The following is a 24,643-nucleotide window of genomic DNA, read 5'->3' as shown; positions in this document are numbered from 1 at the left end:
CGGCACATGAAGATCCTCTACGCCGGAAGCATCTCTCCAAACGACTCGGCTCTGTACCGTCTATGGGCGCTTGAACGCCTCGGCCACACTGTCATCGGCTTCGACTCGCTCGAGTACGCGCCTCGCAACCCCTTCCTCGCGAAGGTGATGCACCGCCTCGCAGCCGGACCTCAGGTCGAGCGCCTCAACCGCGACCTTCTGCGCCTGACCATGCAGGAGAAGCCCGACGTGGTCTGGACCGACAAGCTTCTCTGGCTCAAGGCCTCGACCCTCAAGCGCTGGCGAGCGCTGGGGATCGTGAGCGTTAATTACATGATCGACAATCCCTTTGGCACCCGCCGCGATCCAGGCTGGCGCCTGTATATGAAGAATATCCCCTTCTTCGACCTGCACGTTGTCCAGCGCGACCGCAACATCGCCGAATATCACGCGCGGGGCGCCCGCGACGTCATGAAGATCCAGACCGCGTATGAGCCCACGATGCACTTCCCGCCACCGCCCGGTTGGTCCGACGCCGACCGCGATCGTGGTGTCTCCTTCATCGGCACACCGTACGACGATCGCGCCCAGTTTCTCACGCGTCTTTGGAAGGAGTTCGGCTTCCACGTCACTGTGTCGGGCGGTCTCGTTTGGAAGCCTGCACTCGGCCTGGAAGCGACAACGGCGATCTATCGCGGGAACGGTGAGCTCTTTCGCGACGAATATCGCGAGGGAATCTGGCGCTCGCAGATCAACCTCAGTTTCATTACCCACTCGAACCAGGACGAGTTCGTCCACAAGAGCTTCGAGATCGCGGGATGCGGAGGATTTCTTCTTGCCGAGCGCTCCGATGGCCATCAGCAGAGGTTCGAAGAAGACGTCGAGGCAGTCTTCTTCTCCTCGATAGAAGAGTGCGTCGAAAAGATCCGCAGATATCTGCCCGACGAGGCAGCAAGGGCGAGGATCGCGGCGGCCGGACTCGCTCGTGCCGAACGCGACGGGTACCACAACGATCGCCAGGTCGGCCTGATCGTGGATCGTGTCGCCTCGATCCTGGAGTCTGTTCGCAGAGGCAAAGCTTGATCCGCGACCTCGAAGTCTCTCAACCCGATCCGAGCGAGGTCGCGGATGTCTGCATCGTGGGCGCAGGGGCGGCGGGAATCGTAATCGCGGTCGAGTTGATCAGGCAAGGGAAGCGAGTGGTACTTCTCGAAGGCGGAGGCGCGGATGTCGAGGAGCGGTCCCAGGAAACCTACCGCAGCGAGGTCGTCGGCAACATCCATCGCGGTGTTCATACCGGACGCTTCCGTGCAAAGGGCGGAACGACCACACGTTGGGGAGGCCAGATCCTCGAGTTCGAGTACCTCGACTTCATCCAACGGCCCTGGATCGCGGAGAGCGGATGGCCGTTTTCCAAAGACGAACTGCGCCCGTACTACGAGCGAGCGCTTGAGCTTGAGGGCCTTGGCGGCGTCATTCGCAAAGACGAATCCGTCTGGCGCAAGATTGGTGTCGAGCCACCTTCGTTCGACGGACTCCACAGCTACTTTTCCCGATGGTGCCCTGAACCGTCCTTCGCCCGTCTTCACCGTGCCGTACTCGAGGAAAACGCCAGCCTCGTCGTGTGGCTCCATGCGAATGCTGTCGAGATGATCTTCCACGCGGATCGCATGATCGGGGTTAGGTGCCGAACGCTCACAGGTGTCGAAGCCACCTTCCGAGCCTCTCGCTTCGTGTTCTGTCTCGGTGCCATTGAAAGTTCACGTTTTTTTCTGCAACCAAGCGCGGCAGGATTTCCCTGGAACCGCTCAGGTCTCCTGGGGAGACATTTTCAAGACCACATCGACGTAAACGCTGCAGAGATAGAGCCAATTGATTCCGAGGGATTTCATCGAATCTTCGACAACATTTTCCGCGAAGGATTCAAGTACCACCCGAAGCTTCGGCTTTCTTCCTCGATCCAGCAAGAGAGGCGCACGCTGAACGTTGCCGCGACCATGTCCTTCATCTCGAACGCCGACGAAGCGCTCGGCAGGCTCAAGGAGACCGCCAAGAAGATACTGCGAGGCCGCGTGCGCGAGGTGGCCTTCGCGGATGTTGTCTTCGTCGTGAAGAATCTCCCGCTTCTCGTGCGACAAACGCTGCGATATGCCATTCAAAACCGCGCCTACAACCCGTCGGACGCAGCTATCACATTGCGCGTCCACTGCGAGCAGCAGCCTGACTCTACAAGCAGCATCACGCTTTCGGACGAAAGAGACGCCCTCGGCCTCTACCGCACGAGGCTCGATTGGCAGATTTCAGACAAGGAATTGGCAGCAATCCGCGAGTATGTGCTCATTGCACAATGCTCTCTGGCCGGGATTGCGAGGGTCATTCCGGACCCCGATCTTGTCGCGGGCAAGCCGGAGTTTCGAGCAAAATGCGATGACAGCAACCACCACATGGGCGGCATGCGCATGGCGGTCGATCCCGAGGACGGCGTAGTCGATCCCAACCTAAGGCTCCACGGCACTGCGAATATCTACGTCTGCTCGGGAGCCGTCTTTCCAACTTCGAGCTTTTCAAATCCCACTCACACCGTCCTCGCTCTCGCCGTTCGTTTGGCGGACCATCTTGCAGGCGATCTAGGCTAACCTCAAACGAGCACACTGATTAGGAGAGCCGGATGCAAGAGATAGCCCTAGCGACGACCGGCCGAACCACTACGCGCCTGGGCTTCGGCTGTTCAAGCATCATGGGGGGCCTTAACCGCCGGGACTCTCTCACGATGCTCGAAGCCGCTGTCGAGGCAGGTATTACCCATTTCGATGTCGCCCCTTCCTACGGTTACGGACAGGCCGAAGCCTGCCTCGGCGAGGTTTGCCGCCGCCACGCCGGCAAACTTACGGTGACCAGCAAGTACGGCATTCCTGGGTCAAAGAACCAGTCTCTGATAAGCCTCGCCCGCGGCATCGCCGGACCGATCATCCGCAGGGTGCCGGGCTTGAAGCAGGGCATGGCGGGCCTAGCCATGAATGTCGTACGTCGCGAAGAGCAGCCCGCTTTCAACGCTAATGCAGCTCGCACGGCTCTCGAGCGCAGCCTCGCCGCGTTGAAGACCGACCATATCGACCTCTGGCTCCTTCACGAGGTCAGCGCAGGGGATCTACAAGATGATGAGTTGTTGTTTTTTTTGAGGTCTTCGGTGAACCAGGGAAAGATCGGTACGTTTGGAGTTGGAAGTGGCCGGGCAAAGATCCCCGCCTTATTGTCCGAGAAACCCGCCTATTGCCCGGTCACGCAGTACGAATGGTCTGTTCTGGACCCGGCAACTGTTCCCGGAAAGTCATTCCGTATCCACCATCGGGCGCTGACCGAAGACTTCCGTACCCTCTATACGTCCTTATTGGCCGATCCGAGCCGCCAAGAACGCTGGTCCGAAGCGACAGGCCACGATCTGGCCAATGCAGAGTCCCTCGCGAAGCTGATGCTCAAGGCCTCCCTCGTCGCGAACCCTGAGAGCATCATCCTTTTCTCGTCCAAGAAGCCTGGGCACATCCGCACCAACGTCGAAGTTGCCGGAGACCCTTCCTTGGAAGTTCCCGCACTTCGCCTGCACGAACTTGTCCAGCGGGAGCGGAGCGGGCTCACCCTCAAGGCGGTGAGCTGAGATGGCCGCTTCGCTCTGGCGCCGCTGGCGCACCAGCATCTTCCTCTTCCTCGCCGTCCTTGGTCCTGGCTTCATTACCGCCAACGTGGATAACGACGCCGGCGGCATCCTCACCTACTCGCAGGCTGGCGCGCACTACGGGTACACGCTCCTCTGGACGATGATCCCCATCACGCTCGCCCTTATCGTGGTGCAGGAGATGTGCGCTCGCATGGGCGTCGTCACCGGCAAAGGCCTCTCCGACCTTATCCGCGAAGAGTTTGGGCTCCGCATGACTTTCATTATGCTGATCCTCCTCGTCATCGTGAACTTCGGCAACGTTGTCGCGGAGTTCTCCGGTATCGCAGGATCGCTGCAACTCTTCCACATCAGCAAATACATCAGTGTTCCCGTTTGTGCCTTCTTCGTCTGGGCGCTGGTCGTCAAGGGCAACTACAAGAACGTCGAAAAAGTATTCCTCGCCGCCAGCGTTTTCTACATCGCGTACATCGTCACTGGCGTACTCAGCGGCCCCAACTGGCACCTCGCCCTCCTCGAAACCGTGAAGCTTCCGCCGCGCGCCGTCTGGAAGGACCGCGACTACGTCTACATGACTGTCGGCGTTATCGGCACGACGATCACCCCATGGATGCAGTTCTATCTTCAGTCCTCGATTGTCGAGAAAGGAGTCGGCGTACGTCAGTACAAGGCGTCCCGTCTCGACGTCATCGTCGGCTCAATCTTTACCGACGTTGTTGCCTGGTTCATCGTTGTCGCGTGCGCCGCGACCCTCTTCACTCATGGGATGCGTGACATCAACGTCCCCTCCGACGCGGCCAACGCCATGATGCCCCTGGCGGGGAAGTACGCCTTCATTCTCTTCGCAGCCGGCCTCTTCAACGCGTCCCTCTTCGCCGCCTCCATCTTGCCCCTGTCGACCGCGTACACCGTATGCGAGGGAATGGGTTTCGAGAGCGGCCTCGACAAGAGCTTCGACGAGGCCCCGTTCTTCTACTGGTTCTATTCACTGCTGATCGCCTTCGGCGCCGCAGTCGTTCTTATTCCGAACTTCCCCCTGGTCCGGATCACGATCCTCTCGCAGGTTCTCAACGGCATCTTGCTCCCGGTCGTCCTGATCTTCATGCTGAAGCTCATCAACAAGCACGATCTTATGGGCGAATACACCAACTCTCGCTGGTTCAACGTCATCGCCTGGACTACCTCTGCCATCGTTACCGGTCTTACGGCGATCCTTCTTTGGAACACCGTCCACCCCGTGAAGCCTTAGCGACAGATCCTAGTCGGCTCCGGGCTGTATCACCGGTTTCGACGCAAGAAAAACGCTTACGGAGGTTCCATGTGTCTCCGCGTCGGTCGAGCTCTCGATCTCGATCGACCCGCCATGCTTCCGGATAATCCCGTAGCTTACCCAAAGACCAAGCCCCGTACCCTGCTCACCCTTTGTCGTGAAGAACGGATGGAAGAGCCGTTCCCTTACCGCAGGCGTCATGCCGCCACCGTTATCCGTGACCGTGATCAGCGCGCCCTCTTCATGCCGCACTCCTTTGGGATCGAGACCTGGAGGTAGTGCAGCCGCGGTCACGCTTACCCGTCCCCCCTCATTCACGGAAGCGGCCTCAGCCGCATTAATAATGAGATTGGTGAACACTTGCCGCAGTTCTGCCGGGAAACCATCGATGCAAAGCCCAGCCGGGACGGCCTCTGTCACCGAAACACCCATCGTCTGGAAGCGCCGTTCGAGAAGGAGTAGAAGCCCGGCAAGCATATCGTGCACATCGACCGCGACGGGTGCCTTCGACTCGCGGTAGAGTCCGAGCATCGATCGGCTGATCTGCATCGCTCGAGAAAGCTCCTGTTGCGCCATGTCCAGGAACTGAACCGTCTCCTCCGGGGTCGACCCCGAACTCATGAGGTAAAGAAGATTTGAGACCGCATCCAGAGGATTGTGAATCTCGTGCGCGATCGAGGCCGCGAGCCGCCCCGCTACCGCTAGCTTCTCATTCGCGAGAAGTGCCGTCTGAGTCTTCCGCGCGTTCGTGATGTCGCGCAGCACGGTAACGACGCCCGTCGTGTCCCCACTCTTATCCCGAATGACCGCGGTCTTATCGTCTACCAGGAGCTCGGACCCATCCTTCCGCAAGAGGATGCGGCTGTTCCCATGCTCCAGCCGAGTCGTATCGGTCCACGGATTCCGGATTGGCTCCCGCGTCCCCTCCTCCAGGAGATGGAAGATCTCATCGGCATACAGCCCCAGAGCCAGCTCTTGTTTCCACCCAGTGAGTTCCTGGGCGACCTCGTTCATTATCTGAATGCGCCCGATGGGATCGCACGTGATCACCCCATCTCCGATCGAAGCCAATGTCGTCCGCAGATTCTGCTCGGAAGCAAACAGTTCACCAGCCCGTCGCTCCAGGACCTCCTCCGACAAACGATAAGCTGTCGAAACCTGTTTAAGGCGAGTCCGAGCGAAGAGGCCAATGAAAGCTCCGGTGAAGACCGCTACCACGATCAGCGCTATCAGGATGAGTTGCACCTGGTGATGCCAGGCGTCGATTCGCCGGCCCCGCCGAGCCTCCGAGTCCTGAATGATTTTCTGGAGATCCACTCGGATCGCATCCATATAGGCCTTGCCGACAATATTGAGGTCGACCTCGGATGTCTGGACGCCATCCCCCGTCATCTGGATGATCGACCGGCCAAATCCTTCAAGCCATACGGTGTGGGCCGACTGTAGACGCTCGACATCCCGGACATCGTCTGGATATTCCATCAGCAGGTTCTTCAAGCGGCCAAAAGCCGCATTCAACGGACTTGCTGCGCGGTCGAATGGTTCCAGAAACCGGCGGTCTCCGGTCGTCTGGTACCCGCGCACCCCATCCTCTTCGTCGACGACGAGCTTCTGAATCAGGGTCGCCTGGGCGATCGCCGCATCCGCCTCCTGGATTCGCTGTACAGTGCTCGTAGTCTCGCGGATGCCGAGGAACAGGGCGCACGCGGCAAGCGAGATGACGAGGATTGGGAGGATCAGGACCTCGCGCAGGATCCTGTCGAACTTCGCGAGATTCAAGCTTCGAGCTCCTTCAATCCTATGGCGCTTCGTGGTTGGCACATCCAGCATCTCCGGACAGAGGTCGAACCAGAATGACCTACAGGGGTGCCGCCTCCGGCAGAAGGCTTCCGAGCTTTTGTAGAAGAACTGGGGCGCCCTCACCCTTGGTCATGTAGACGTCAACCAGCGCCGTGATGTCGGCAGGCACCGCGATGTTCGCGGAGAGCAGGAGGATCGGAATATGTGGTTTCGTCTGCCGCATTCTGTTCGCGACCTCGCCGCCGTTCATCCCGGGCATCGTGTAGTCGAGAATGACAGCTTGAATCGGTTCCTTAGCGAAAACCTCTAGACCGGATCTCCCGTCGAGTGCGGTGAGCACACGGTATCCGGCCCGCTCGAGCAGGATCTTGCGGACCTGGAGGCCCACCACTTCATCGTCCACACACAGGATCAGTCGAGACCGTTGCGACATACGTCAGCCTCCTGGAGGCAATCGGGGGAGGGGCCAACCAAAACGGTCAACCACCGGATTCCATTCAGTGTACAGCGCCGGGGGCAGCCCCATGAAATGCAAACGGGATCCGCTCTTCAATAGATTTACTGGATGTTCGCACAAGGTGCGGAGCCTCTGGACTAATCTAACGACGGGGGGGCTGTAGTCCGCCCAAAAAGGATCAGAGCATTGAGTCAGCCGCAGACGATCGTTGTTTTAGAGGATGATGCAGACATCTCACGCCTCGTTCAGTACCACCTTGAAGGCGCGGGCTTTACCGTGCGCCCCTACCTCGCGATCGGACAGGTCCTCTCCGACGCCGAACGCCATCCTCCCGCACTTTTTCTCCTGGACATCATGGTGCCCGGGGGAGATGGTCTTGATCTGTGCCGCAGGCTCCGCCAAAATCCGACCCTGAGCAGCATTCCCATCATCTTCCTCACCGCCCGTGCCGCCGAGAATGACCGCGTGCAAGGTCTTGAGCTTGGCGCGGACGACTATATTACGAAGCCCTTTGCCACCCGGGAGCTCGTGGCTCGCGTCAAGGCTGTCCTCCGCCGGTTCGAGCGGCCCACGACACCTTCATTGCTGAAGTTTGAGGCCATCGAGATCGATGCCAACGCTATGCAGTTGCGCGTCAACGGAGAGCTGGTGACCACGACCGCCACAGAGTTCCGCCTGCTCGACTACCTTGCCCGGCATCCCGGGCGTGTGTTTAGCCGCGACCACCTCCTGGACGCGGTCTGGGGAGACGCCCGCTTCGTCACTCCCCGCTCCGTCGACGTCTACGTTCGGCGGATCCGGGAGAAGATCGAGGAAGACGCAGAGACCCCGCGTTACCTCAAGACCATGCGAGGGGCGGGGTATAGGTTTGAGATACCAAAGGTGCAGCAGGCCTAAGCATGACAAGAAGGCTCAAACGAGCCGGCCTGCCGCAAGCCGTCTCATCATGACCCGGCATGTGCCATCCGCCGAGGAAGCTGAATCACTTGAACCGCAGTCTTTTCTTTAACCTCTTTTATCGGGTTGCCCTCGGACTGGCGCTCTTTGCCGGTGTGGTGGCTTACGGCCCGCGGTTGCGTGGTTTGATTGCGTGTGCTGTCGGGCTGATTCTATCCGCGGCGGTTACCTGGTGGATCGTCCATTCTCTTCGTGCCGCCATCAGCCCACTTGAGCAGTCGGCGATGAAGATTCTAGCGCCTGCTCTGGACACTCTTGAGCCAGTGGACAACGCTCAGCGCCCGGCGTACCGCGACTTCGATAAGCTCGCCCACGCCGTTGCCGCCGCCTCAAGCGATGTGCAGGAGACCCTGCGAGCCTCTTCGGAAAGCCGCCACGATCTCGAGGCTCTTCTCGACAGCATGCAGGATGCCGTTGTCGCCGTCGACTCTGCGGGTCGAATCCTCTGGACCAACCAGAGGATGCAGCGCCTTATGCCGAGCGCCTCGTATAACGGCTCGGCTGGTTCTCCGGTTCGCGTCGGACATGCTCTCGTGCAGACCATCCGCGACCCGGACGTCCTCCAGGTCGTGCAGTCAACTCTCGACAATAAGACAGCCTTCTATCGCCGCGCGACCAGCGTTTTGCCCGGAAGTATCTTTGAGGTGAACGCCTCGCCCATGCCGGGTGGGGGAGCCGTCGCTGTGCTCCACGACATTACCCGCATCGAGCAGGTCGAGCGTACCCAAAAGGACTTTGTGGCGAATGTCTCGCACGAACTGAGAACGCCTCTCACCTCGATTACCGGCTACGTCGAAACCCTTCTCGACCATGAGGAAAGCCTTAGCGAGAACGCCCGTTCGTTCCTTTCGACCATTCTGAAGAACGCTCTCCGCATGAACCGGCTGACGGAGGACTTACTCGTCATGGCCAGGGTCGAGTCCGCCGAGCAGGCGCTCAGCCCCACGCCCATCCGGGCGGACACCCTCGTTCGTGACGCCGTCCTGAGCATGAGTGGCCTCATTCAGGAGAATGAGGCCGTCCTCGAAGTGGGCGAACTCACGCGCCGGCAGGTCTTCGCCGATCATGACGCGATCCTGCAGGTCCTCGGGAACCTGATCGAAAACGCCATCAAGTACGGGCAGGCCCGGAACGCAACCCATTCGCGCGTGATCGTGAGCGCCCGCGAGATCGCCGCTCCCTTCGAGTTAGTGGAGTTCAGTGTGCGTGACTTCGGTCAGGGCATCGCCTCCGAGCATCTCACTCGTATCTTCGAGCGCTTCTATCGGGTCGATAAGGCTCGTTCAAGAGAGTCCGGCGGAACGGGGCTCGGACTTGCCATCGCTCATCACACAGTCCAGATGCAGGGCGGAACGATCCGTGCCGAAAGCGACTTGAACGCAGGCAGCAACTTTATCTTTACTCTTCCAGTGGCGCAGTATCCTATCGCCGACGAAGAAAGCTGAACCGTTCGGCGGGCGGCCCAAGACCGATTGGTATGATCGACATGGTTGCTCTACGGGCCCGCCCGCCCCGTTGGCATAAAGAATCAAGGAGAGAGTTTGTGGGCGTTGGAATCGAAGTCGAACATCTGAACGCGTGGTATGGCAAGACCCACACGTTGCAGGACATCAATCTGCCGATTCCCGCGAATCGTGCAACGGCGTTGATTGGCCCCTCCGGTTGCGAGAAATCGACCTTTGTCCGCTGCTTGAACCGCATGCACGAGACCATTGCCGGCGCCCGCGCCACCGGCTCCGTTAAGATCGGCGAGATCGACGTCTACCACGACGCCTCTCCGGTTGCCATTCGGCGCCGCATCGGCATGGTCTTTCAGCGTCCGAATCCATTTCCAACTATGTCGATCTACGAGAACGTCGCTGCGGGGATCCGCCTCGAAGATACGCCCAAACGGAGCCTTCTCGACGAAAAGATCGAGCGCTCCCTCCGCCAGGCCGCTCTCTGGGACGAGGTAAAGGACGACTATCGCAAGAAGTCCGGTTCGTCTCTCTCTGGCGGCCAGCAGCAGCGTCTCTGCATCGCCCGTGCTCTCGCCATCGACCCAGAAGTCCTGCTCATGGACGAACCCGCTTCGGCACTAGACCCAATCTCAACATCAAAGATCGAAGATCTGATCTTCGAATTGAAGCACCAGTACACGATCGTCATCGTCACACACAACATGCAGCAGGCTGCACGCGTCGCAGAGAACACAGGCTTCTTCCTGAACGGGAAGCTGGTTGAGTTCAGCCCAACCCACAAGATCTTCACCAATCCAAGCGACAAGCGCACCGAGGATTACATCACAGGGAGGTTCGGCTGATGCGTATCAAATTTCACCAGAGCCTCGGCGATCTGCGCGAGCGCCTCCTGGTCATGGCCGGTATGGCCGAGCAGGCGATTCAGCGTTCCATCGAGGCCTACCGCACACGCGATCTGAGCATCTGCGAGCTCGTCTTCCGTTCCGAGCCGGCCATCAACCGCCTCGAACGCGAGATCGACCAGATGGCCCTCGATCTCCTCGCGATGGAGCAACCCATGGCCATCGATCTGCGGTTCATCCTCTCCGTCATCCGCATCAACGCCGACCTCGAACGCGTTGGAGACCAGGCGGTCAACATCGCCGTTCGCGTCCGCGAGATGGGAGCCTTCGCCAACATCGACCTGCCTGTCGACATCCCCAAGCTGGCCTCCCTCGCCTCCGCCATGGTCCGCAAGGCTCTCCAGGCCTTCATTGAAGCCGATGCCGAACTCGCCCAAACCGTCCTCGCCCTCGACGACCAGGTCGACGAGATGAACGATGCCGCCTTCGTCTCACTCAGCGGCCTGATTAAGGAGCGCGCCGACCTCACGCCGCAGTCCCTCAACGCTCTGATCATCGCCCGTAATCTCGAGCGCGTCGGAGATCACGCCACCAACATCGCCGAAGATGTCATCTTCTGGGTCCGCGGCGCAGACGTCCGCCACACCAGTACGGCAGGCTAAATAAGCTCCGGAACCCACCACGTAAGCTTCGCGAGAGCCGGATAGTAAAGAGCAACTCGTATCTCCGGCGCGTCGCCATGCGTAAGACGGGCCAGAGTTCGCGCGTAGGCCTCGAGCTGCACCTTGTACTTCGCCCGCTCCCGCGCCAGGAACTCCTCTACCGCGTTCGACCCATGGGTCGCCGTCTTATAGTCGACGATCCAAATATGGCTCGTTCCCGAACTCCCTGGAACGGCTCCTGCCCGAAACACCCGGTCGAGGCGCACACTTCTGAAACCGTCGGCCCACCCAGTCATTGCGACCTCACTTGAAGCCTCTGGATGCGGCGACAGGATCCAAAGCCCATCCCGGTCGCCCAGCGTTAGGCGTAAAGCCTCCAGCACTCTTTGACCAAGCCGCGACACCACAGCCGGAGCGAGCCCATCCGCCCGCAGCACAGCTTCGATTCGTCCCTGCCACCCGGCAATCTCCCCTAGCAGCCTCGAAGCCGTCCCACCCTCTGCTAGCCGTTGCGCCGCGATTTCCAGAAACGCATGCACCGCATTGCCAAACGCCCGCGCCGCAAACGAGCCTTCCGGCCGCTCAAAAGCAGCCCGTACTGCCCCGGCTGTCTCGCCCTGAGGCAGCCGGACTATGCCGGCAAACCGCTCCGATGGATCGAACTCCGAGCGCACTCGCCGCAAGACGGGCGGGCGCTCCTTTTCCGCGACAGCAGCGATCGCAAGGACCTCCCCCTCGAATCCCGGAAACGCCTCCTGCTCTTCTTCGTCCTGCGCCTCGAAGTGCGTCTTCGCTACCTGCCAAGCCGTCTTGAGCATGCTGCTCGGTTCTACCCGAACCTCGCCCTTGCTGCCGCGGTCCGGAGCCGCAAATAGGTGCAGTTCCTCCTTGGCCCGCGTGCAAGCAACATAGAAGAGCCGCTTCCGCTCCGCCGCCTCCCGCAATCCGTGGACGAACCGGATCCACGCATTCAGATCCCGCGTGTCCTCGCCTTTGCCCGGGATCGGCGCCAACACCATGTGAGCCACGGCTTCGTCACCCGAATCGATCTCCATCCAGTTCAGCAGGTATCCACGGTCTGGGGGAGAGCGCTTCTCCAGACCCGGCACCATCACTACATCCCACTCCAGCCCCTTCGACCCATGAATCGTCATCAGGTCGACCGCTCCCGGACGCAACGCCGCCTGCGCATACAGCTTCTTCGTCCGCATCGCCAGCAAGCCCGGTTCGACCCGCCCGGTCTCCGCCTCGATCTCATCGAGCAAGCGGAAGAAGCGCATCGCGTTGGCCCGCTCCCCCTCATCGAGGTAACTATCCCCTCCCAGCGACCGCCATGTCCTCTCCACCCACTCGTACACCGGCAGCCTCCCCCGCTGCCCATCCGCTGCGTCGAGGACCGGCCAGATCCGCGCGAGTCTCTCCTCGCCGTCCTCGCTCAGCATGTGGCCCCGCTCTCGAATCAGGTCGGCCACGCACCGTTCCTTCAGTCCCTCGTCGTCGCCTCCGGCGAGCCGATGCAGATCGGCAAGCCCAAGGCCGCACCACGGAGCATGCAGCACTGCGAACCACGCCACGCGGTCCGCCGGATGCAGCAGCGCCCGCGTCAGCCCAAGCAAGTCGAGAATCTCCTGCCGCTCTCCCAGTGCCTCAATCTCGACCGCACGGAACGGGACACCCTCCCGGTTCAACTCTGTCACGATGCCCGCAAGGTGCTGCCGCGACCGAACCAGCACTGCGATCTTCCACGGCTCCGTGCGCCCCGCAGGCAGAGGACGAGCCATCCAGTCCGCCGCAATTCGCCTCACTGCCCGCGCATTCTCCCGGTTCAGTCTGCGCCGATTCTGCTTCGTTTCCTCATCCGTCCGTCCGGACGAAGCAGCGCGCGCGTGCCAGACTAGCCCCTCCGTCGCGCTCACCTCGCGCACGGCATCCGCGCCGGCATAAGGCACCTCTTCAGGATGGGCGATGTCCGCCACGGGCGGAAACACCTGCGAAAAGTCTTCGTTGAACTGCTCCACCAGCCGTCGTTGCGACCGGAAGTTTGCCGTCAGCCGCAGCCGCCCAAGCGGCAGATCACCCAGCCGCTCCTCATGCATCATCCGGACGAAGCGCTCCACACGCGCCTGCCGGAAGCGATAGATCGACTGCTTCGGATCCCCGACCAGGAACACCGTCTGGCTGAACCCGTCCCACCCCTGCGTCAGCCGTTCGATCAGTTCATACTGCCCCGTCGACGTGTCCTGCATCTCGTCCACGAGCAGGTGCATCGTCTCAACCCCAAGCGCCGCCGCAAGGTCCTCGACGCCGCCCTCGCGCGTCAACGCACTCCGCGCCGCCAGGCTCAGCTCGACAAAGTCGCACTCGCCTGTCTCGGCGAACACAAGCTGCAGCTCCACCAGCGCATGGCTCAGCACCCGGAACAGCGCCTTCGCGACCTTCCACTGGTCCGCAGGATACCTCGCCGGAGGCAGAGCACTCACCTGGCATAAAGCCTGCAGCACGTCGTCTCGATCCTCGAGCGACTCCACCATCTCCTTCAGCCGAGTCTTATGCGCCGCGCCGGTCTTGAATCCGACGTGATTTACGTTGAATCCTCGCCGCCACGTCTTCGAGGACGGTGTCAGCAGCAAGTGAACCAGTGCCCGCCAGTGCGCCAGGTCGTTCGCAAGCGCTACGGGAGACTGCATCCGCCCTGCGCACATCGCGATCGGCGAAGGATCGCCGTTGTATCCCTCCAGCGTCGCAAACTCCGCCGCCACCATGGTCAGTTCCTCGAGCGCGGCGGCTGAAAGACTTTCGCTCAACTGCGTCAGCGCCTGGCAGATCGCCACATCGAGCGCTCGCTCCAGCTTCGGAAGGATCTTCGCGTCGAGAGCCGCGTCGTCCAGCGCCTCGCCCCGCAGCGGAACCAGTTGCCCCCACTGATCGCGCCATCCAAGCATCGCGGCGATTAGTCCCTCGCACTCCGCAAGGTTCCCATCCCGGTGCAGGAGCACTGTGCGGAGCGCTTCGTGCAGTGCCGCATCCTCGCCACCAAGCTGCTTTAGGGTCCGCCGCGCGGCCTCGCGATAGAGCCTGTCAGCTTCGGTCGTCGGAGCCTGTCTGCCTCCACTGCTCGAGAGCACAGGAAGCGATCGCGAAATCTCCGCGCACACCGAGTCGATCGTGCGAATATTCAGCCGCCGGGGATGCTCAATCAGCCCCCAGCCAGCCGCGCCGTCGCGAGCCAGCACAGCCTGCGCCAGCACCCTCGTCTGACGGTCAAACCCCTTCACCGGTCCACCCCCGGCTGCTGCCGCCTCAAGCTGCCCGATCACACGCTCCCGCAGTTCCGCCGTCGCCTTATTCGTGAACGTAATCGCCAACACCTGCTCTGGCTCGCGAACGCTCCCGTCCGCCAGCAGCTTCAGGTAACGCTGGATCAACAGCCCCGTCTTGCCCGACCCGGCCGGAGCCTCCACAATCCACGACGTCCGTATATCGAGCGCGCGTTCGCGCTCACGCCAGTCAGGCGGACGCGCCGCTGTTGCATCCTCCGACAGCAGATCGTCCTGCGGTACCGGCTCAGCTTCTGGGAAGAGCAGCAGGTTATTCGTCGATGTCTTCCCGGTTGTCCTCTTCATCATCCTCTTCGTCAAGCGCACGCGCGGAGACATCCAGTCGGCACAGCAGACGCTGCGCGCAGAACTCGCACGTCTCCGGGTACTTCTTGGGCGAGACGCGCGTATCTCCGTTCACAAAATCCGTAGCCAGCATCATCAGGACGTTCCGCCACTCTTCTACCTGAGTTTCAAGTGCTGGTGGCTTTCCATAGGGCGCCTTTGTCAGCGTACCCTTTGTCTCTTCGTACCCGGTAAGTTCCATGTGCTTGCCCGGACGGACCTTGCCAAAGACAATCGCGTCCAGTTGCAGGTCCTCAGCCAGAACCGCATAGAGCGGAAGCTGCGGCTCATCGGGCCGGTCGGTCGTCCACGCCACCGGGTTCACGTCACCCGTCTTGTAGTCCATCAGCACGGAGCCGTTCGCCACCTCGTCCACCCGGTCGACCCGCAGGCTCAAGCGGAGCGGCCCGATCGCAACATCAGAACCCGCCTCATGCCGGACTACCGTAAACGGCGCCCGTCTCTCCTCCATCCTCAGCCACTGCAAACCGAGTGACATCAGCCGCGCTCGTTGCGTCTCGAGATACGCAGCTTCCCATACAGTCGCCTCCTCTCCTGCCGTCTTGCGCAGGGCTGCGTCGATGCAGCCCGACAATAAGCCCCGGCGAGCCTCGGTCGTCATCGCCTTCAGCGCAGCCTGCGTCTTTACCTCGGTCCAGAACTCTTCCAGCACCTTGTGGACTGCGTTCCCGCGCTCCCGCGCATTCAGGCCCGGCTCCCGATCCTCGAGCCCTGAAGAGAACAGCCGGTGCTCCGAGAACGCACGGAAGGCACACGCCGCCTGGGCTTTCAGCACAGCCGCTCCGCCTCGGACCACCCGGTCCGGCAAAGCAGGAATGCGCGCACTGTCGTCAACCGTCTCAAGCGCAACCATCGCCCCGGCCTCGATTCGCAGCCCAGTCTCCGTCTCTTCAAGCCCCAGACCTGCCACGGCGACGGAGGGACGCTGCTCTCCGTCCTCGGCGCGCCGTGCATAGCTGAAGACAACTGTCTCCGTCACACATCCTGCGATCCGTTCAGTCACTCGCCTTGCCTGCGCGGAATCAGCCGTGGCGTCCGATCCCGGAATACCCAGCTCGCGGCGCAATGGCCACCCGATCAGCGGGTTGCCGGAGACCGGCGGCGGCCACGTCAGATCCGCCGCCCTCAGAAACCAGATCGCCTCGAACTGCTGCCCTGACGACTCCTCCGGCCCGAGTATCTGCACTGGAGCGTCCCCCGACTCAGGAGCGAAAACCGCCTCATGCGCGATCCGCCGCAGCGACGCCAGCGCCTCCGCATAGCTTACGCGCCGCCCGTCAAAGTCGAGCGTCGCCATCTCATCCAGCGTGCTCTCCCACCGCTCTCGCGTTTGAAACTCGATAGAGTCTTCTCCCGGCCGCGAGGCCCATTGCGCCGCCCCGAGAATCTCGCGGACTGCCTCGGCCCACTCGCCATGAGTTCGATCCCCCGCACCCAGGCGATGCGTTGCCGTCTGCTGCATCCCTCTCAGCGCGGACAGCAGCCTCGAAAGCCGAGCCCTGCGCGGCGAGCCGTTCAGCGTTCGGATCAGCCAATCCAACTTGATCTCCGGCCGGAGCAGCCGCTCCTTGCGCAATTCAAAGGCATCGAACTCGGCGCGGGCGCCCTCTTCGCCGCTCGCGCCCACATAAGCCGAAAGCAGAAGCTCAGTTGCTGTCTCGAGTCCGATTGGCCCCTGAACCCATGCCAGCAGATCCAGCGCCCGGCCGATCATCGGAACCTCCGAGAGCGGCCTGCCGTTCGAAAATTCGTACGGGCACGCACCTGCAGCGCCGGCAATGTTCTGCGTCTCCGGCGCAAGCACCTCGCGAAATACCCTTTCGATTCGCGACCGCTGCGCCTCAAGATCCGGAACAATAACCGCGAGCCGTGCCACCGGATTCGCCTCCAACTGCCGCCGCACCCAACGAGCCGCGGCCTCAACTTCCATCTCCTCGTCTTCGGCGATCGTCAGCAGGCGCCGCTCCGGCATCCGTCCTTGTACCGGCAGTTCGATCTCCATCCCTTTCGCTCGAAGCCCATCGAGAAGCGCCCGCTGCGACGGTAGAATCCGGTCGAATCCGACCAGCACCAGCCCACCCGATCCCCGCACGTCCAGCTTTCCCGAAACCACCGCCTCACGCAGCACAGCCTCTAGCCGTGGCTCCGGCAGGTAGTCGCGCTCCCGGCACCTTTCCTCGAACGAAGCCGCCCATTGGACAAAAGACCGCGTGTCGCCATTCGTCCCTGAACCCTTCAGCCTTCTCAGTCCTCGATAGCGCGCCAGCACCGCCCACGCCTCGGCAGCCAGCTGAGCCAGCGACTCCGAACTGCGCAGCGTCGCAAGGCTGTCATCTTCTGCAATTACCGACCGCCAAAGCGCATGCTCCTGGGTCCGGTTTAGAAGCATCTGCGTTGATGCGCCCGAAAGCAGAAGCCGCCGCCAAAGACTCGCCGTCCATGCGCTCCAGGGAAGCACCGCTGGAGGAGCCCAGCTCGCCAGCCCAGCCTCACGATTCCGCTCGTCGACCGCCTTCCGCAGAATCCGCGCCGCCCGCTGGTTTCCCGTCAGCACAGTCACGCCCCGCCCAAGCGCCGCCGCGACGGCTTCGACTAAAGTCTCGCTCCCCACCATTCCTCGTTTATACGCTTTTTCTACGCTTTGGAAACGGCCGCCGCACGCTCACTCCGCACCTGGGACAGCACCAGAAAGCTCATCCCAAGCAGACCCACCGCCGCACCCAGCGGCAGAATCAGCGCCATCTGCAGCGATCCAGTTCGGGTCGACACCACACCCATTGCCCAGGGTAGCGCCGCCGCCCCAAGCCCCGAAGCTGACATCACCACCCCTGCCTGGCTCGCTGTCGGTCGATCCGCCATCAGAAGCGAAAACGTCGAAGGAAAAAACGGCGACAGGCTCAACCCCAGCAGCATCGCCACCAATGCGATCGCCAACCCGCCGTGCGCGACCCCAAGCCCCGCCACGCAAAGCGCCGAAGCCACTAGCCCCGATCGCTGCAGCGTCCTCTCGGAAACCCGCAGCATCAGCGCCGACGATCCTGCCCGCCCTACGGTCAGCGCCATCCAGAAGACCAGGGTCGTGTACTCACTCAGCGCGAACGACTTGTCCCCATATCGCAGGGCAAATGTCGTCAGCCACCCTCCGAGACATGTCTCCAACCCGCCATAAAGAAACAGCAGCCCAATGAAATAAGCGAAGAGGCCTCCCCCAAACCCCGCGCCGCCCGCCTCCACTGGGACCTCGTCATCAGAAGTCCCCCGGCCCTGAACCCCAATCCACAAAGCCACAACTGCAAACGCCGCCGCAAACCCCTCCAGCACCCCTCGGAGCGGAAACTTCGGCAGAAGCCATGCTGCTCCCAGCGCCGACAGCATAGCCCCCGCGCTGAAGGAAAAGTTCAGCAGTGAAAGCGCTGAGCCGCGGTGGGCGGTGAATCTCCGTCCCGCGAGGATATTTGTCGCGGTAATGGTCCGTCCAATTCCGAACCCTCCCAGCGCCAGCGTCGCACAACCTGTCATCAATCCCGGTGAGATCGCGAACCCGAAGAACCCCAAAGCCGCCGCCAGGAACCCCACCACCAGACCCCGCTTGAGCTTCTTCGAAACCGTCACGCCTCCCACGAACGCCCCGCAGAACTTCGCCGCCATGAGTAGCCCGCTCTGCGAATCCAAGAGCTGCCACTGATGCGCTACCAAGGGAAGGATCGGCCCGAGGAGTGCCGTCCCCAACCCCGCGAGCACCAGTCCCGCGTGCATGGCCGGAAGCGTCGGCGTCTCCCCGCTTTGCCCTGCGCTCCGTCTATCCGCCATACCGAAACCTAACACGCCTTTCCCGCGTCAGTGCGCCCACTGAGTCCGCCCCTGATATTAACCAAAGATTCAACATTTCTTTACGCCCGTTCGTCCGCAACGGCCCAAGATCAAAGCGTCGAAGGCAGGAGGGTGGATGTCCGAGCAGCGCGAAGAGCTTACCATCGTGATCCCGGCGAAGAACGAAGCGGAGATGCTTCCGAAGCTACTGACCTCTCTCTGCGCACAGGATTATCCGGCGCTCCCCGCGACCCGTATCGTGATTGCCGACGCCGGCTCTACCGATCACACCGTCGATCTAGCCCTTGCCTTCTCCGACCGCCTGCGCATCGAGATCATCCGCGGCAGTCTCCCTGCAGTCGGGCGCAACGCCGGCGCGCGCATTGCCACCTCCACGTACGTCCTGTTCCTCGACGCCGACGTCGAGCTCGGCGAGCGCACCCTCGTTCGCCGCGCGCTCGAAGCTATGCGCACCCGCCGGCTCGAGTGCTGCACGACCAACATCGAGTGCCGTCTGGGCGGCTTCTTCGACGACGCTCTCTACCTCGGAAACAACCTCATGCAGCGCATCGGCTCCATGCTCAAGCCCTTCGCCACCGGGATGTTCATGATGTTCGATCGCGACGCCTTCTGGCGCCTGGGCGGTTTCAATGAGCAGGCCCTCTTCGCCGAAGACTACCTCTTATCCAAGGAAGTGGCGCGCAATCGCTTCACCATCGTTCCCGGCCGCGTCTACACATCAAACCGCCGCTTCCGCAAGGTGGGTCACGGACGCATGGTCTGGATGTTCGCCAAGACCATGCTTCATAGCTGGGATACACAATACTTCCTTCGCGATCAGGGCTACTGGGAAGAAGCAGAGCAGAAGGTCGCATAGCGATCGCCCTTTCCTGCGACTAGCCTTTGCGACCTAATGCCTGCCTTTCCGAGCCATCTCTCGGCCCAAAGCCGCTTCTACTAAAGCCGGGTCGATCACCACGAACAACCCCTTTCCCCGAGCCAGGACTGTCCCGTCTTCTGAGCGCAGCTCCGCCAGGTGGAACAGCTTCCGCCCCGCACTTCCGTCTGGATGGACCGACCGAGAGAGGTGCATCCCCACCAGCACAAGCGGAGTATGCAGCGGTGAAGGGCGCAGATAATCGATCTCCATCGACCGCGTCATTGCCAGGGCATCGAGTGGCCGGTTCAGCTTCGACATCGCCTCATCGATCATCGTCGCGATGATTCCCCCATGGATGTATCCGGGAGGACCTTCGTGGAGACGCGTCAGTTGTACCTGGGCCGTCGCAACTGGGAAGCCGGTCGCGGCATCCGTTGTCAGCTCAAAGTGAAGGTGAAGTCCTTGCGGGTTCGATGGTCCGCAGCCGAAGCAGTGGCCAGCAATTTCATCGAGCGTGGGGTTCCGGGGCGGCTGCATCAGGATGTCAGGCTAGCAGATGAGCCATGACAGACCGCGAGAATGTGCGTCCCGAATTTCGCGGCCTTATCCGGTCCAATCCCGGGAATCGTCTGCAACTGGGCGATTGTCCGCGGTCTCTCCAGCACGATCGAGCGCAGGGTCGACGTACTCAGCACGAAGAACTGCGGAAGCCCGAGCCGCTCGGACTCCGCCTTGCGCCAGTCGCGCAGACGGACATCGAGCGCCGCCTGTTCCGGCGTCAGCGACGTCTCCGTCTCCGGCGCAATAGCTGCCCGCGTGAAGCGCGACACCGGCTGCGCAGCCACCGCAACCGCACGAGCCGGCCGGATCGTCTCGGCCGCTTCCGGCTGCGGAGCCGATGCAGCGGCGCACACCTCCTGCAGCCCGATCAGGAACTTCGGTGTATGCGTCGGAGAGAGGTTCAAGATCCGTTGAAGCTGAGGAATCGTCCTCGGCTGGGACCGTAGAATCTCGTCAAGGTGCTCGTCGCTCAGAATCAGGCGAGCCCCAACCTGCGCACGCTCCGACCATGTCGTTCTCCACTCGATCAGGCTGCGGCGAAAGTCGTCCCTGGCTGACGAAGGGATGGCCCGCGAAAGCGGAAGCTCCGGCGCAACTGGCTGATAGGCCCGTCGCGCAGGCTTCGGAGCCGGTGCAGGCCTGGCTGGAGTACCGTACTCCGCTGAAGTCGAAGCTTCTCCACGGCAGAGCGCACAGATCGCTGCTCCATACCGATCGGCCTTCTCTGGCCCGATGCCAGAAATCTGTAGCAGCGCGCCGATCGTCGTTGGAGCCTCGCGGGCGATTCCTTCCAATACCGCGTCCCCGAAGACGATAAACGCCGGCTTGCCGGTCTTTGCCGCCTCTGCCTTCCGCCACTCGCGCAGGCGTGCTTCAAGCGCCTTCTGATCCGGAGTCAACGGAGTGGAAATCTGGCTGGCCTTGCTCTTCCGGTCAGCCTTTCTGCCCTTGCTCTTCGTCTCGCTCGATGCCTCTGTGTCGCGGAGTAGAAGGTCTGGCACGTCGACGAGACCGTCGACTGCAGCTTCGCGTCCTTCATGCGTCAGCGCGGCCTTCTTGTAGGAGACGACGTTGCCCTCGGGGTTCGTCCACTGCTCCACGTTCAGGGTGATCAGACCGGCTCGTGACAGTGCATCGAGCAGCGCTTCGAACGCTTTGCGCTCCTTCGCGGCCTGCGTTCCGCGCAGGGCTCCGGCGGAAAGCTCGGTGTAGAGCTTGCCGGTCGAGCGCGACTGGCCGTCGAGGGCGCGGAGCACGGCGGAAAGCTGTCGCAGGTCCTCGCTGTCCGGTTGACGATAGCTCTGTGCTGTCGTCGCAGAAGGGGCGCAGACGTCGCATCGTCCGCATGGCCTGGTTCCGTCTGCCGTATCGCCGAAGTGGCGGATGAGCGCGGTCATGCGGCACTGCTGCGCTTCGGCGAACTGCATCATCCGGTCGATCTGGGTGCGCCGCAGGTTCACCTGCTCGTCATAGCCTTTGCGCCAGCTCGTCGAGCCTGTTCCGCGGACGTTGCCCTCGATGTTGATCGCGGCTGCGCCTTGCGATGCCAGCTTCTCGACTGCCTTATCGAAGGTCTCGGCATCCATCCTCGCCCTTTGGCGCAGGAGATCGGGCATCTGGAACTCGTCGGTGAGCGTTGATGCGACGCGGGAGAGCTCGGTTGGTGGAGGGTAGTCGCGCTCGAGGAAGAAGTCGTGCATCTTGCGGTCGGCGAACGAGTAGAGAAGGATCGTCCGTGACGCGTTGCCGTCGCGGCCAGCGCGCCCGATCTCCTGGTAGTAGGCTTCGACCGAGCCTGGAAGGGCGGTGTGGATCACGGTGCGGACATCGGCCTTGTCGATTCCCATGCCGAAGGCGATCGTGGCTACGACGATCTCGAGTTTGCCGGAGAGGAAGCGCGTCTGGACTTCCTCGCGGGTTTGGGGATCGAGACCTGCGTGGTACGCGGATGCTCCGCGTCCGAGCATGCCGGCTAACTCCTCGGCGGCTTTGCGCGAGGGTGCGTAGACGATCGCGGGACGGTTTTCCTTGTCCTTGAGGAGCTTGACCGTGAACTCTGGACGGCGCGGCTTCGACATCTCGACGACTTCAATGGCGAGGTTCTCGCGACGGAATCCATGGATGAAGAGCGCGGGCTGATTCAGGTTCAACTGCGCGACGATATCTCGCTGCACGGTTGGCGTCGCTGTTGCCGTGAGCGCGATGATCGGCGCTGGCCGGAGCGAAGGGAGGTAATCGCCGAGGGTCCGGTAGTCAGGCCGGAAATCGTGTCCCCAGGCGGAGATGCAGTGCGCTTCGTCGATGGCGATGAGCGCTGGTTTCTTCTTCGCCAGCATCTCGGGGAAGCCGGGAACGCGCATGCGCTCGGGAGCGATGAAGAGAAACTGGAGGGTTCCGTCGAGGTAGTCGCGGCAAGCCTGGCGTGCGTCTTCGCGTGAAAGGCCGGAGTGGATGCGGGCTACTCGGAGACCGGCTGCGGTGAGCTTCGCGGCCTGATCGTCCATCAGGGCGATGAGGGGGCTGATCACGAGGGCGGTTCCGCCGCGCGCGATTGCCGGAAGCTGGTAGCAGAGGCTTTTGCCTGCTCCGGTCGGCATGACGAGCAGAACGTCGCGTCCTTCGGTCGCTGCACGGCAGACCGCTTCCTGATTCGCCCGGAAGCCGGGGAAGCCGAAGGTCTCGTGAAGGATCTGTTCGAGGGTCATGCGCTGTCTGGATTTTCGCATGTTCTTCGTCTTCAGCGATTCCTCTCACTGTGCAGAACTGGCCGGTATACCCCCCTCCCCATAGCCCGCGTCCAACTCTTTTATTTTGTTGGGGATAAGGCTAGTAGGACCCTGTAACTGAATACAGGCAAAGGGGTTACGGCTAAATATTAGCAAGGAAAGGGGTTAGGGGTGGATCGCAAGCATCGCGATCCACCCCTAATCCAGCGTCCTGAGACGTCTTTTTGATCTACTTCAATTGTATCTAACTGACCATAACTAAAAGGACACCGACTTTTCCTTTTGGAATGAGCGAGATAGGCCGTTTGGGGGCTTGACAAGATTTTGGATGGCTCTGAAGAGACAATGGCGAACGCCGAATCCCTTCGGGAATGACAACCAGAACGGCAACGGCAACGGGCGGGACTCAAGGCGGATTCCTTCGGGAATGACGAAGGAAAGGAGATGTGGGACCCTCCATGCTGACCGCCGTGTTGCTCTAGGCGAACGGGTTTTCGAGGCTCGAGCTTGTGGGGGTGAACATGACTCCGCCGGACTCGGTGAGGTGCCAGTCGTCTTCGAGGCGGACACCGAACTCGCCGGGAAGGTAGATTCCGGGTTCGTCGGAGAAGCACATGCCTACTTCCAGGGGCTGGTTGTTGCCGCGAACGAGGTAGGGCCACTCGTGGCCGTCCATGCCGATGCCGTGGCCGAGGCGGTGGAGGAAGGTCTTGTAATCGGGGCCGAAACCGGCATCGGTGACGACCTTGCGGGCGGCGTCATCAACGACGTGGCAGGGGGCTCCGACGCGGGCGGCGGAGAGAGCGGCGGCCTGGGCGGTGTGGACGATGTCGAAGATCTTCTTCTGGCGGTCGGTGGCCTTGCCGAAGACGAAGGTGCGGGAGATGTCGGAGACGTAGCCCTCGAGGACGCACCCGTCGTCGATGAGGACGATCTGGTTTTCGCGGATGACCTGGGGCTTGATGCTTCCGTGCGGCAGGGCGGACCACTCGCCGGTCTGGCAGGAGACGTCGCCCCGGACTCCGCACTGGGCGAAGGCGGAGTCGACGAGGGCGGTGAAGCCGGCGGTGGTGAGGCCGGGAGTGGCGGATTCGAAGGCGGCTTTGTAGCAGGAGAGAGTGATGTTGTTGGCGAGCTGCATGATGGCGAGCTCGGCGGGGGACTTGATGGAGCGGCAGCCGGCGGTGATGGGGATGCCGGATACGACCTTGCGGGAGGGGTCGGCCTGGGCGAGGCGGTCGGCGTAGACGAAGGGGACGCGCTCGTCGAGGGCGAGGGGGCCGGGGTGCGGGAGGTGCTTGACGAGGAGGGCGTAGGGGTCTTCGTCCTCGTTCCAGGTGTAGATGCGTGTCTGGGCGCCTTCGGGGAGCTGGCTGAGCTGCTCGGTCATGCGGGCTTCTTCAAAGGCGGGGCAGACGATGTAGGGAGCGCCGCTGGCGGGTAGGATCCAGGCGAAGATTCGCTCGGAGACGCCTGAGCGGATTCCGGTGAAGTAGCCGAGGGAGGTTCCGCCGGTGATGCAGAGCGCGGCGATCTTCTGCCGGGCCATGAGCTCGCGGGCGCGGTCAACGCGGCGCTGGCGTTCGGCGAGGGTGATGGGAACGGCTTCGTGGGAGCGGTTCTTGAGGGCGGCGATGGGCGCCGGGAGGGTGGGAGTGGGGGCATGGCTGGAGGTTTGGGCGGCGAGAGGCAGGGCGGCCGTTGCGGCTGCGGAGGTGAGCAGGAAGGAGCGGCGTGTGGGCATGTGTGAGTCAGTTTAGACGACGGAGGCTTTTTCTTCCTGAGGCGTGGAAGCAATCGAAGCCGAAAAGCCTTCGGGTCATTCTGTGAGGCTTGCCGGTCGATAGAGACTTTGGCGCCTTTCGGTCAGTGAAGAAGCCTTGCAC

17 protein-coding genes are annotated in these 24,643 nt (G+C 62.0%); 9 read left to right on the top strand and 8 right to left on the bottom strand.

Annotated features, from left to right (window positions below):
- The first annotated feature begins 6 nt into the window (after positions 1–6).
- From GRAN_RS00660 to GRAN_RS00645, 4 genes are read left to right on the top strand one after another with little or no spacing between them, the layout of a single operon-like run.
- Positions 7–1,062, top strand: a complete 1,056-nt coding sequence (locus tag GRAN_RS00660) for a CgeB family protein (RefSeq protein WP_128911112.1) — start codon at positions 7–9, stop codon at positions 1,060–1,062.
- Positions 1,059–2,615, top strand: coding sequence for a GMC oxidoreductase (locus GRAN_RS00655; RefSeq protein ID WP_128911111.1), 1,557 nt, complete (start codon positions 1,059–1,061; stop codon positions 2,613–2,615). The genes GRAN_RS00660 and GRAN_RS00655 overlap by 4 nt, the downstream gene beginning before the upstream one ends.
- 32 nt (positions 2,616–2,647) lie before the next feature.
- Complete coding sequence (locus tag GRAN_RS00650; RefSeq protein ID WP_128911110.1) at positions 2,648–3,631, top strand: aldo/keto reductase; 984 nt, start codon at positions 2,648–2,650, stop codon at positions 3,629–3,631.
- 1 nt (position 3,632) lies between these two features.
- Positions 3,633–4,898: an Nramp family divalent metal transporter gene (locus tag GRAN_RS00645; RefSeq protein ID WP_128911109.1), complete on the top strand. Its 1,266-nt coding sequence runs from the start codon at positions 3,633–3,635 to the stop codon at positions 4,896–4,898.
- Positions 4,899–4,907: 9 nt separating this feature from the next.
- On the opposite strand, the gene GRAN_RS00640 is transcribed toward GRAN_RS00645, so the two are convergent.
- Entirely contained in the window at positions 4,908–6,698 is a 1,791-nt protein-coding gene (locus GRAN_RS00640; RefSeq protein ID WP_128911108.1) for a CHASE3 domain-containing protein, read from the bottom strand.
- Positions 6,699–6,777: 79 nt separating this feature from the next.
- Positions 6,778–7,152, bottom strand: a complete 375-nt coding sequence (locus GRAN_RS00635; protein WP_128911107.1) for a response regulator — start codon at positions 7,150–7,152, stop codon at positions 6,778–6,780.
- Positions 7,153–7,362: 210 nt separating this feature from the next.
- Between GRAN_RS00635 and GRAN_RS00630 the strand changes: the two genes are divergently transcribed.
- From GRAN_RS00630 to phoU, 4 genes are all read left to right on the top strand, one after another.
- A complete protein-coding gene (locus GRAN_RS00630) occupies positions 7,363–8,073 on the top strand; it encodes a winged helix-turn-helix domain-containing protein (protein WP_128911106.1) in 711 nt (236 codons plus the stop codon).
- Positions 8,074–8,162: 89 nt separating this feature from the next.
- A complete protein-coding gene (locus GRAN_RS00625) occupies positions 8,163–9,578 on the top strand; it encodes a sensor histidine kinase (protein ID WP_241654250.1) in 1,416 nt (471 codons plus the stop codon).
- A 98-nt stretch (positions 9,579–9,676) separates the two neighbouring features.
- Entirely contained in the window at positions 9,677–10,435 is a 759-nt protein-coding gene (gene pstB / locus GRAN_RS00620) for a phosphate ABC transporter ATP-binding protein PstB (RefSeq protein WP_128911104.1), read from the top strand.
- Positions 10,435–11,097 carry a phosphate signaling complex protein PhoU gene (gene phoU / locus GRAN_RS00615; protein WP_128911103.1) on the top strand — a complete coding sequence of 221 codons (663 nt, stop codon included), beginning with the start codon at positions 10,435–10,437 and terminating at the stop codon, positions 11,095–11,097. The genes pstB and phoU overlap by 1 nt, the downstream gene beginning before the upstream one ends.
- On the opposite strand, the gene GRAN_RS00610 is transcribed toward phoU, so the two are convergent.
- Genes GRAN_RS00610 through GRAN_RS00600 form a run of 3 tightly spaced genes read right to left on the bottom strand, consistent with a single transcriptional unit; the run spans position 11,094 to position 18,590 of the window.
- The gene (locus GRAN_RS00610; protein WP_161570787.1) at positions 11,094–14,723 is read right to left on the bottom strand and encodes a UvrD-helicase domain-containing protein; all 3,630 of its coding nucleotides are present in this window, start codon (positions 14,721–14,723) and stop codon (positions 11,094–11,096) included. The genes phoU and GRAN_RS00610 overlap by 4 nt on opposite strands.
- Positions 14,686–17,394 (bottom strand): PD-(D/E)XK nuclease family protein, encoded by a 2,709-nt coding sequence (locus tag GRAN_RS00605; RefSeq protein WP_128911101.1) that lies wholly within the window; start codon positions 17,392–17,394, stop codon positions 14,686–14,688. The genes GRAN_RS00610 and GRAN_RS00605 overlap by 38 nt, the downstream gene beginning before the upstream one ends.
- A 20-nt stretch (positions 17,395–17,414) precedes the next feature.
- Positions 17,415–18,590 carry an MFS transporter gene (locus GRAN_RS00600; RefSeq protein WP_241654249.1) on the bottom strand — a complete coding sequence of 392 codons (1,176 nt, stop codon included), beginning with the start codon at positions 18,588–18,590 and terminating at the stop codon, positions 17,415–17,417.
- A 136-nt stretch (positions 18,591–18,726) separates the two neighbouring features.
- On the opposite strand from GRAN_RS00600, the gene GRAN_RS00595 reads away from it, so the two are divergent.
- A complete protein-coding gene (locus GRAN_RS00595) occupies positions 18,727–19,467 on the top strand; it encodes a glycosyltransferase (RefSeq protein WP_128911100.1) in 741 nt (246 codons plus the stop codon).
- Between the two features lie 33 nt (positions 19,468–19,500).
- On the opposite strand, the gene GRAN_RS00590 is transcribed toward GRAN_RS00595, so the two are convergent.
- From GRAN_RS00590 to GRAN_RS00580, 3 genes are all read right to left on the bottom strand, one after another.
- A complete protein-coding gene (locus GRAN_RS00590) occupies positions 19,501–20,007 on the bottom strand; it encodes a PaaI family thioesterase (RefSeq protein ID WP_128911099.1) in 507 nt (168 codons plus the stop codon).
- Complete coding sequence (locus tag GRAN_RS00585; RefSeq protein WP_241654248.1) at positions 20,007–22,757, bottom strand: RecQ family ATP-dependent DNA helicase; 2,751 nt, start codon at positions 22,755–22,757, stop codon at positions 20,007–20,009. Before GRAN_RS00585 ends, GRAN_RS00590 begins: the two co-directional genes overlap by 1 nt.
- A gap of 478 nt (positions 22,758–23,235) precedes the next feature.
- Positions 23,236–24,501, bottom strand: coding sequence for a M24 family metallopeptidase (locus GRAN_RS00580; protein WP_128911098.1), 1,266 nt, complete (start codon positions 24,499–24,501; stop codon positions 23,236–23,238).
- Positions 24,502–24,643 lie beyond the last annotated feature (142 nt).

This window comes from Granulicella sibirica, assembly GCF_004115155.1.
Taxonomy (GTDB): domain Bacteria; phylum Acidobacteriota; class Terriglobia; order Terriglobales; family Acidobacteriaceae; genus Edaphobacter; species Edaphobacter sibiricus.
Note: the sequence above shows the minus strand (reverse complement) of the source record. Positions and strands in the feature narration are given on the sequence as shown.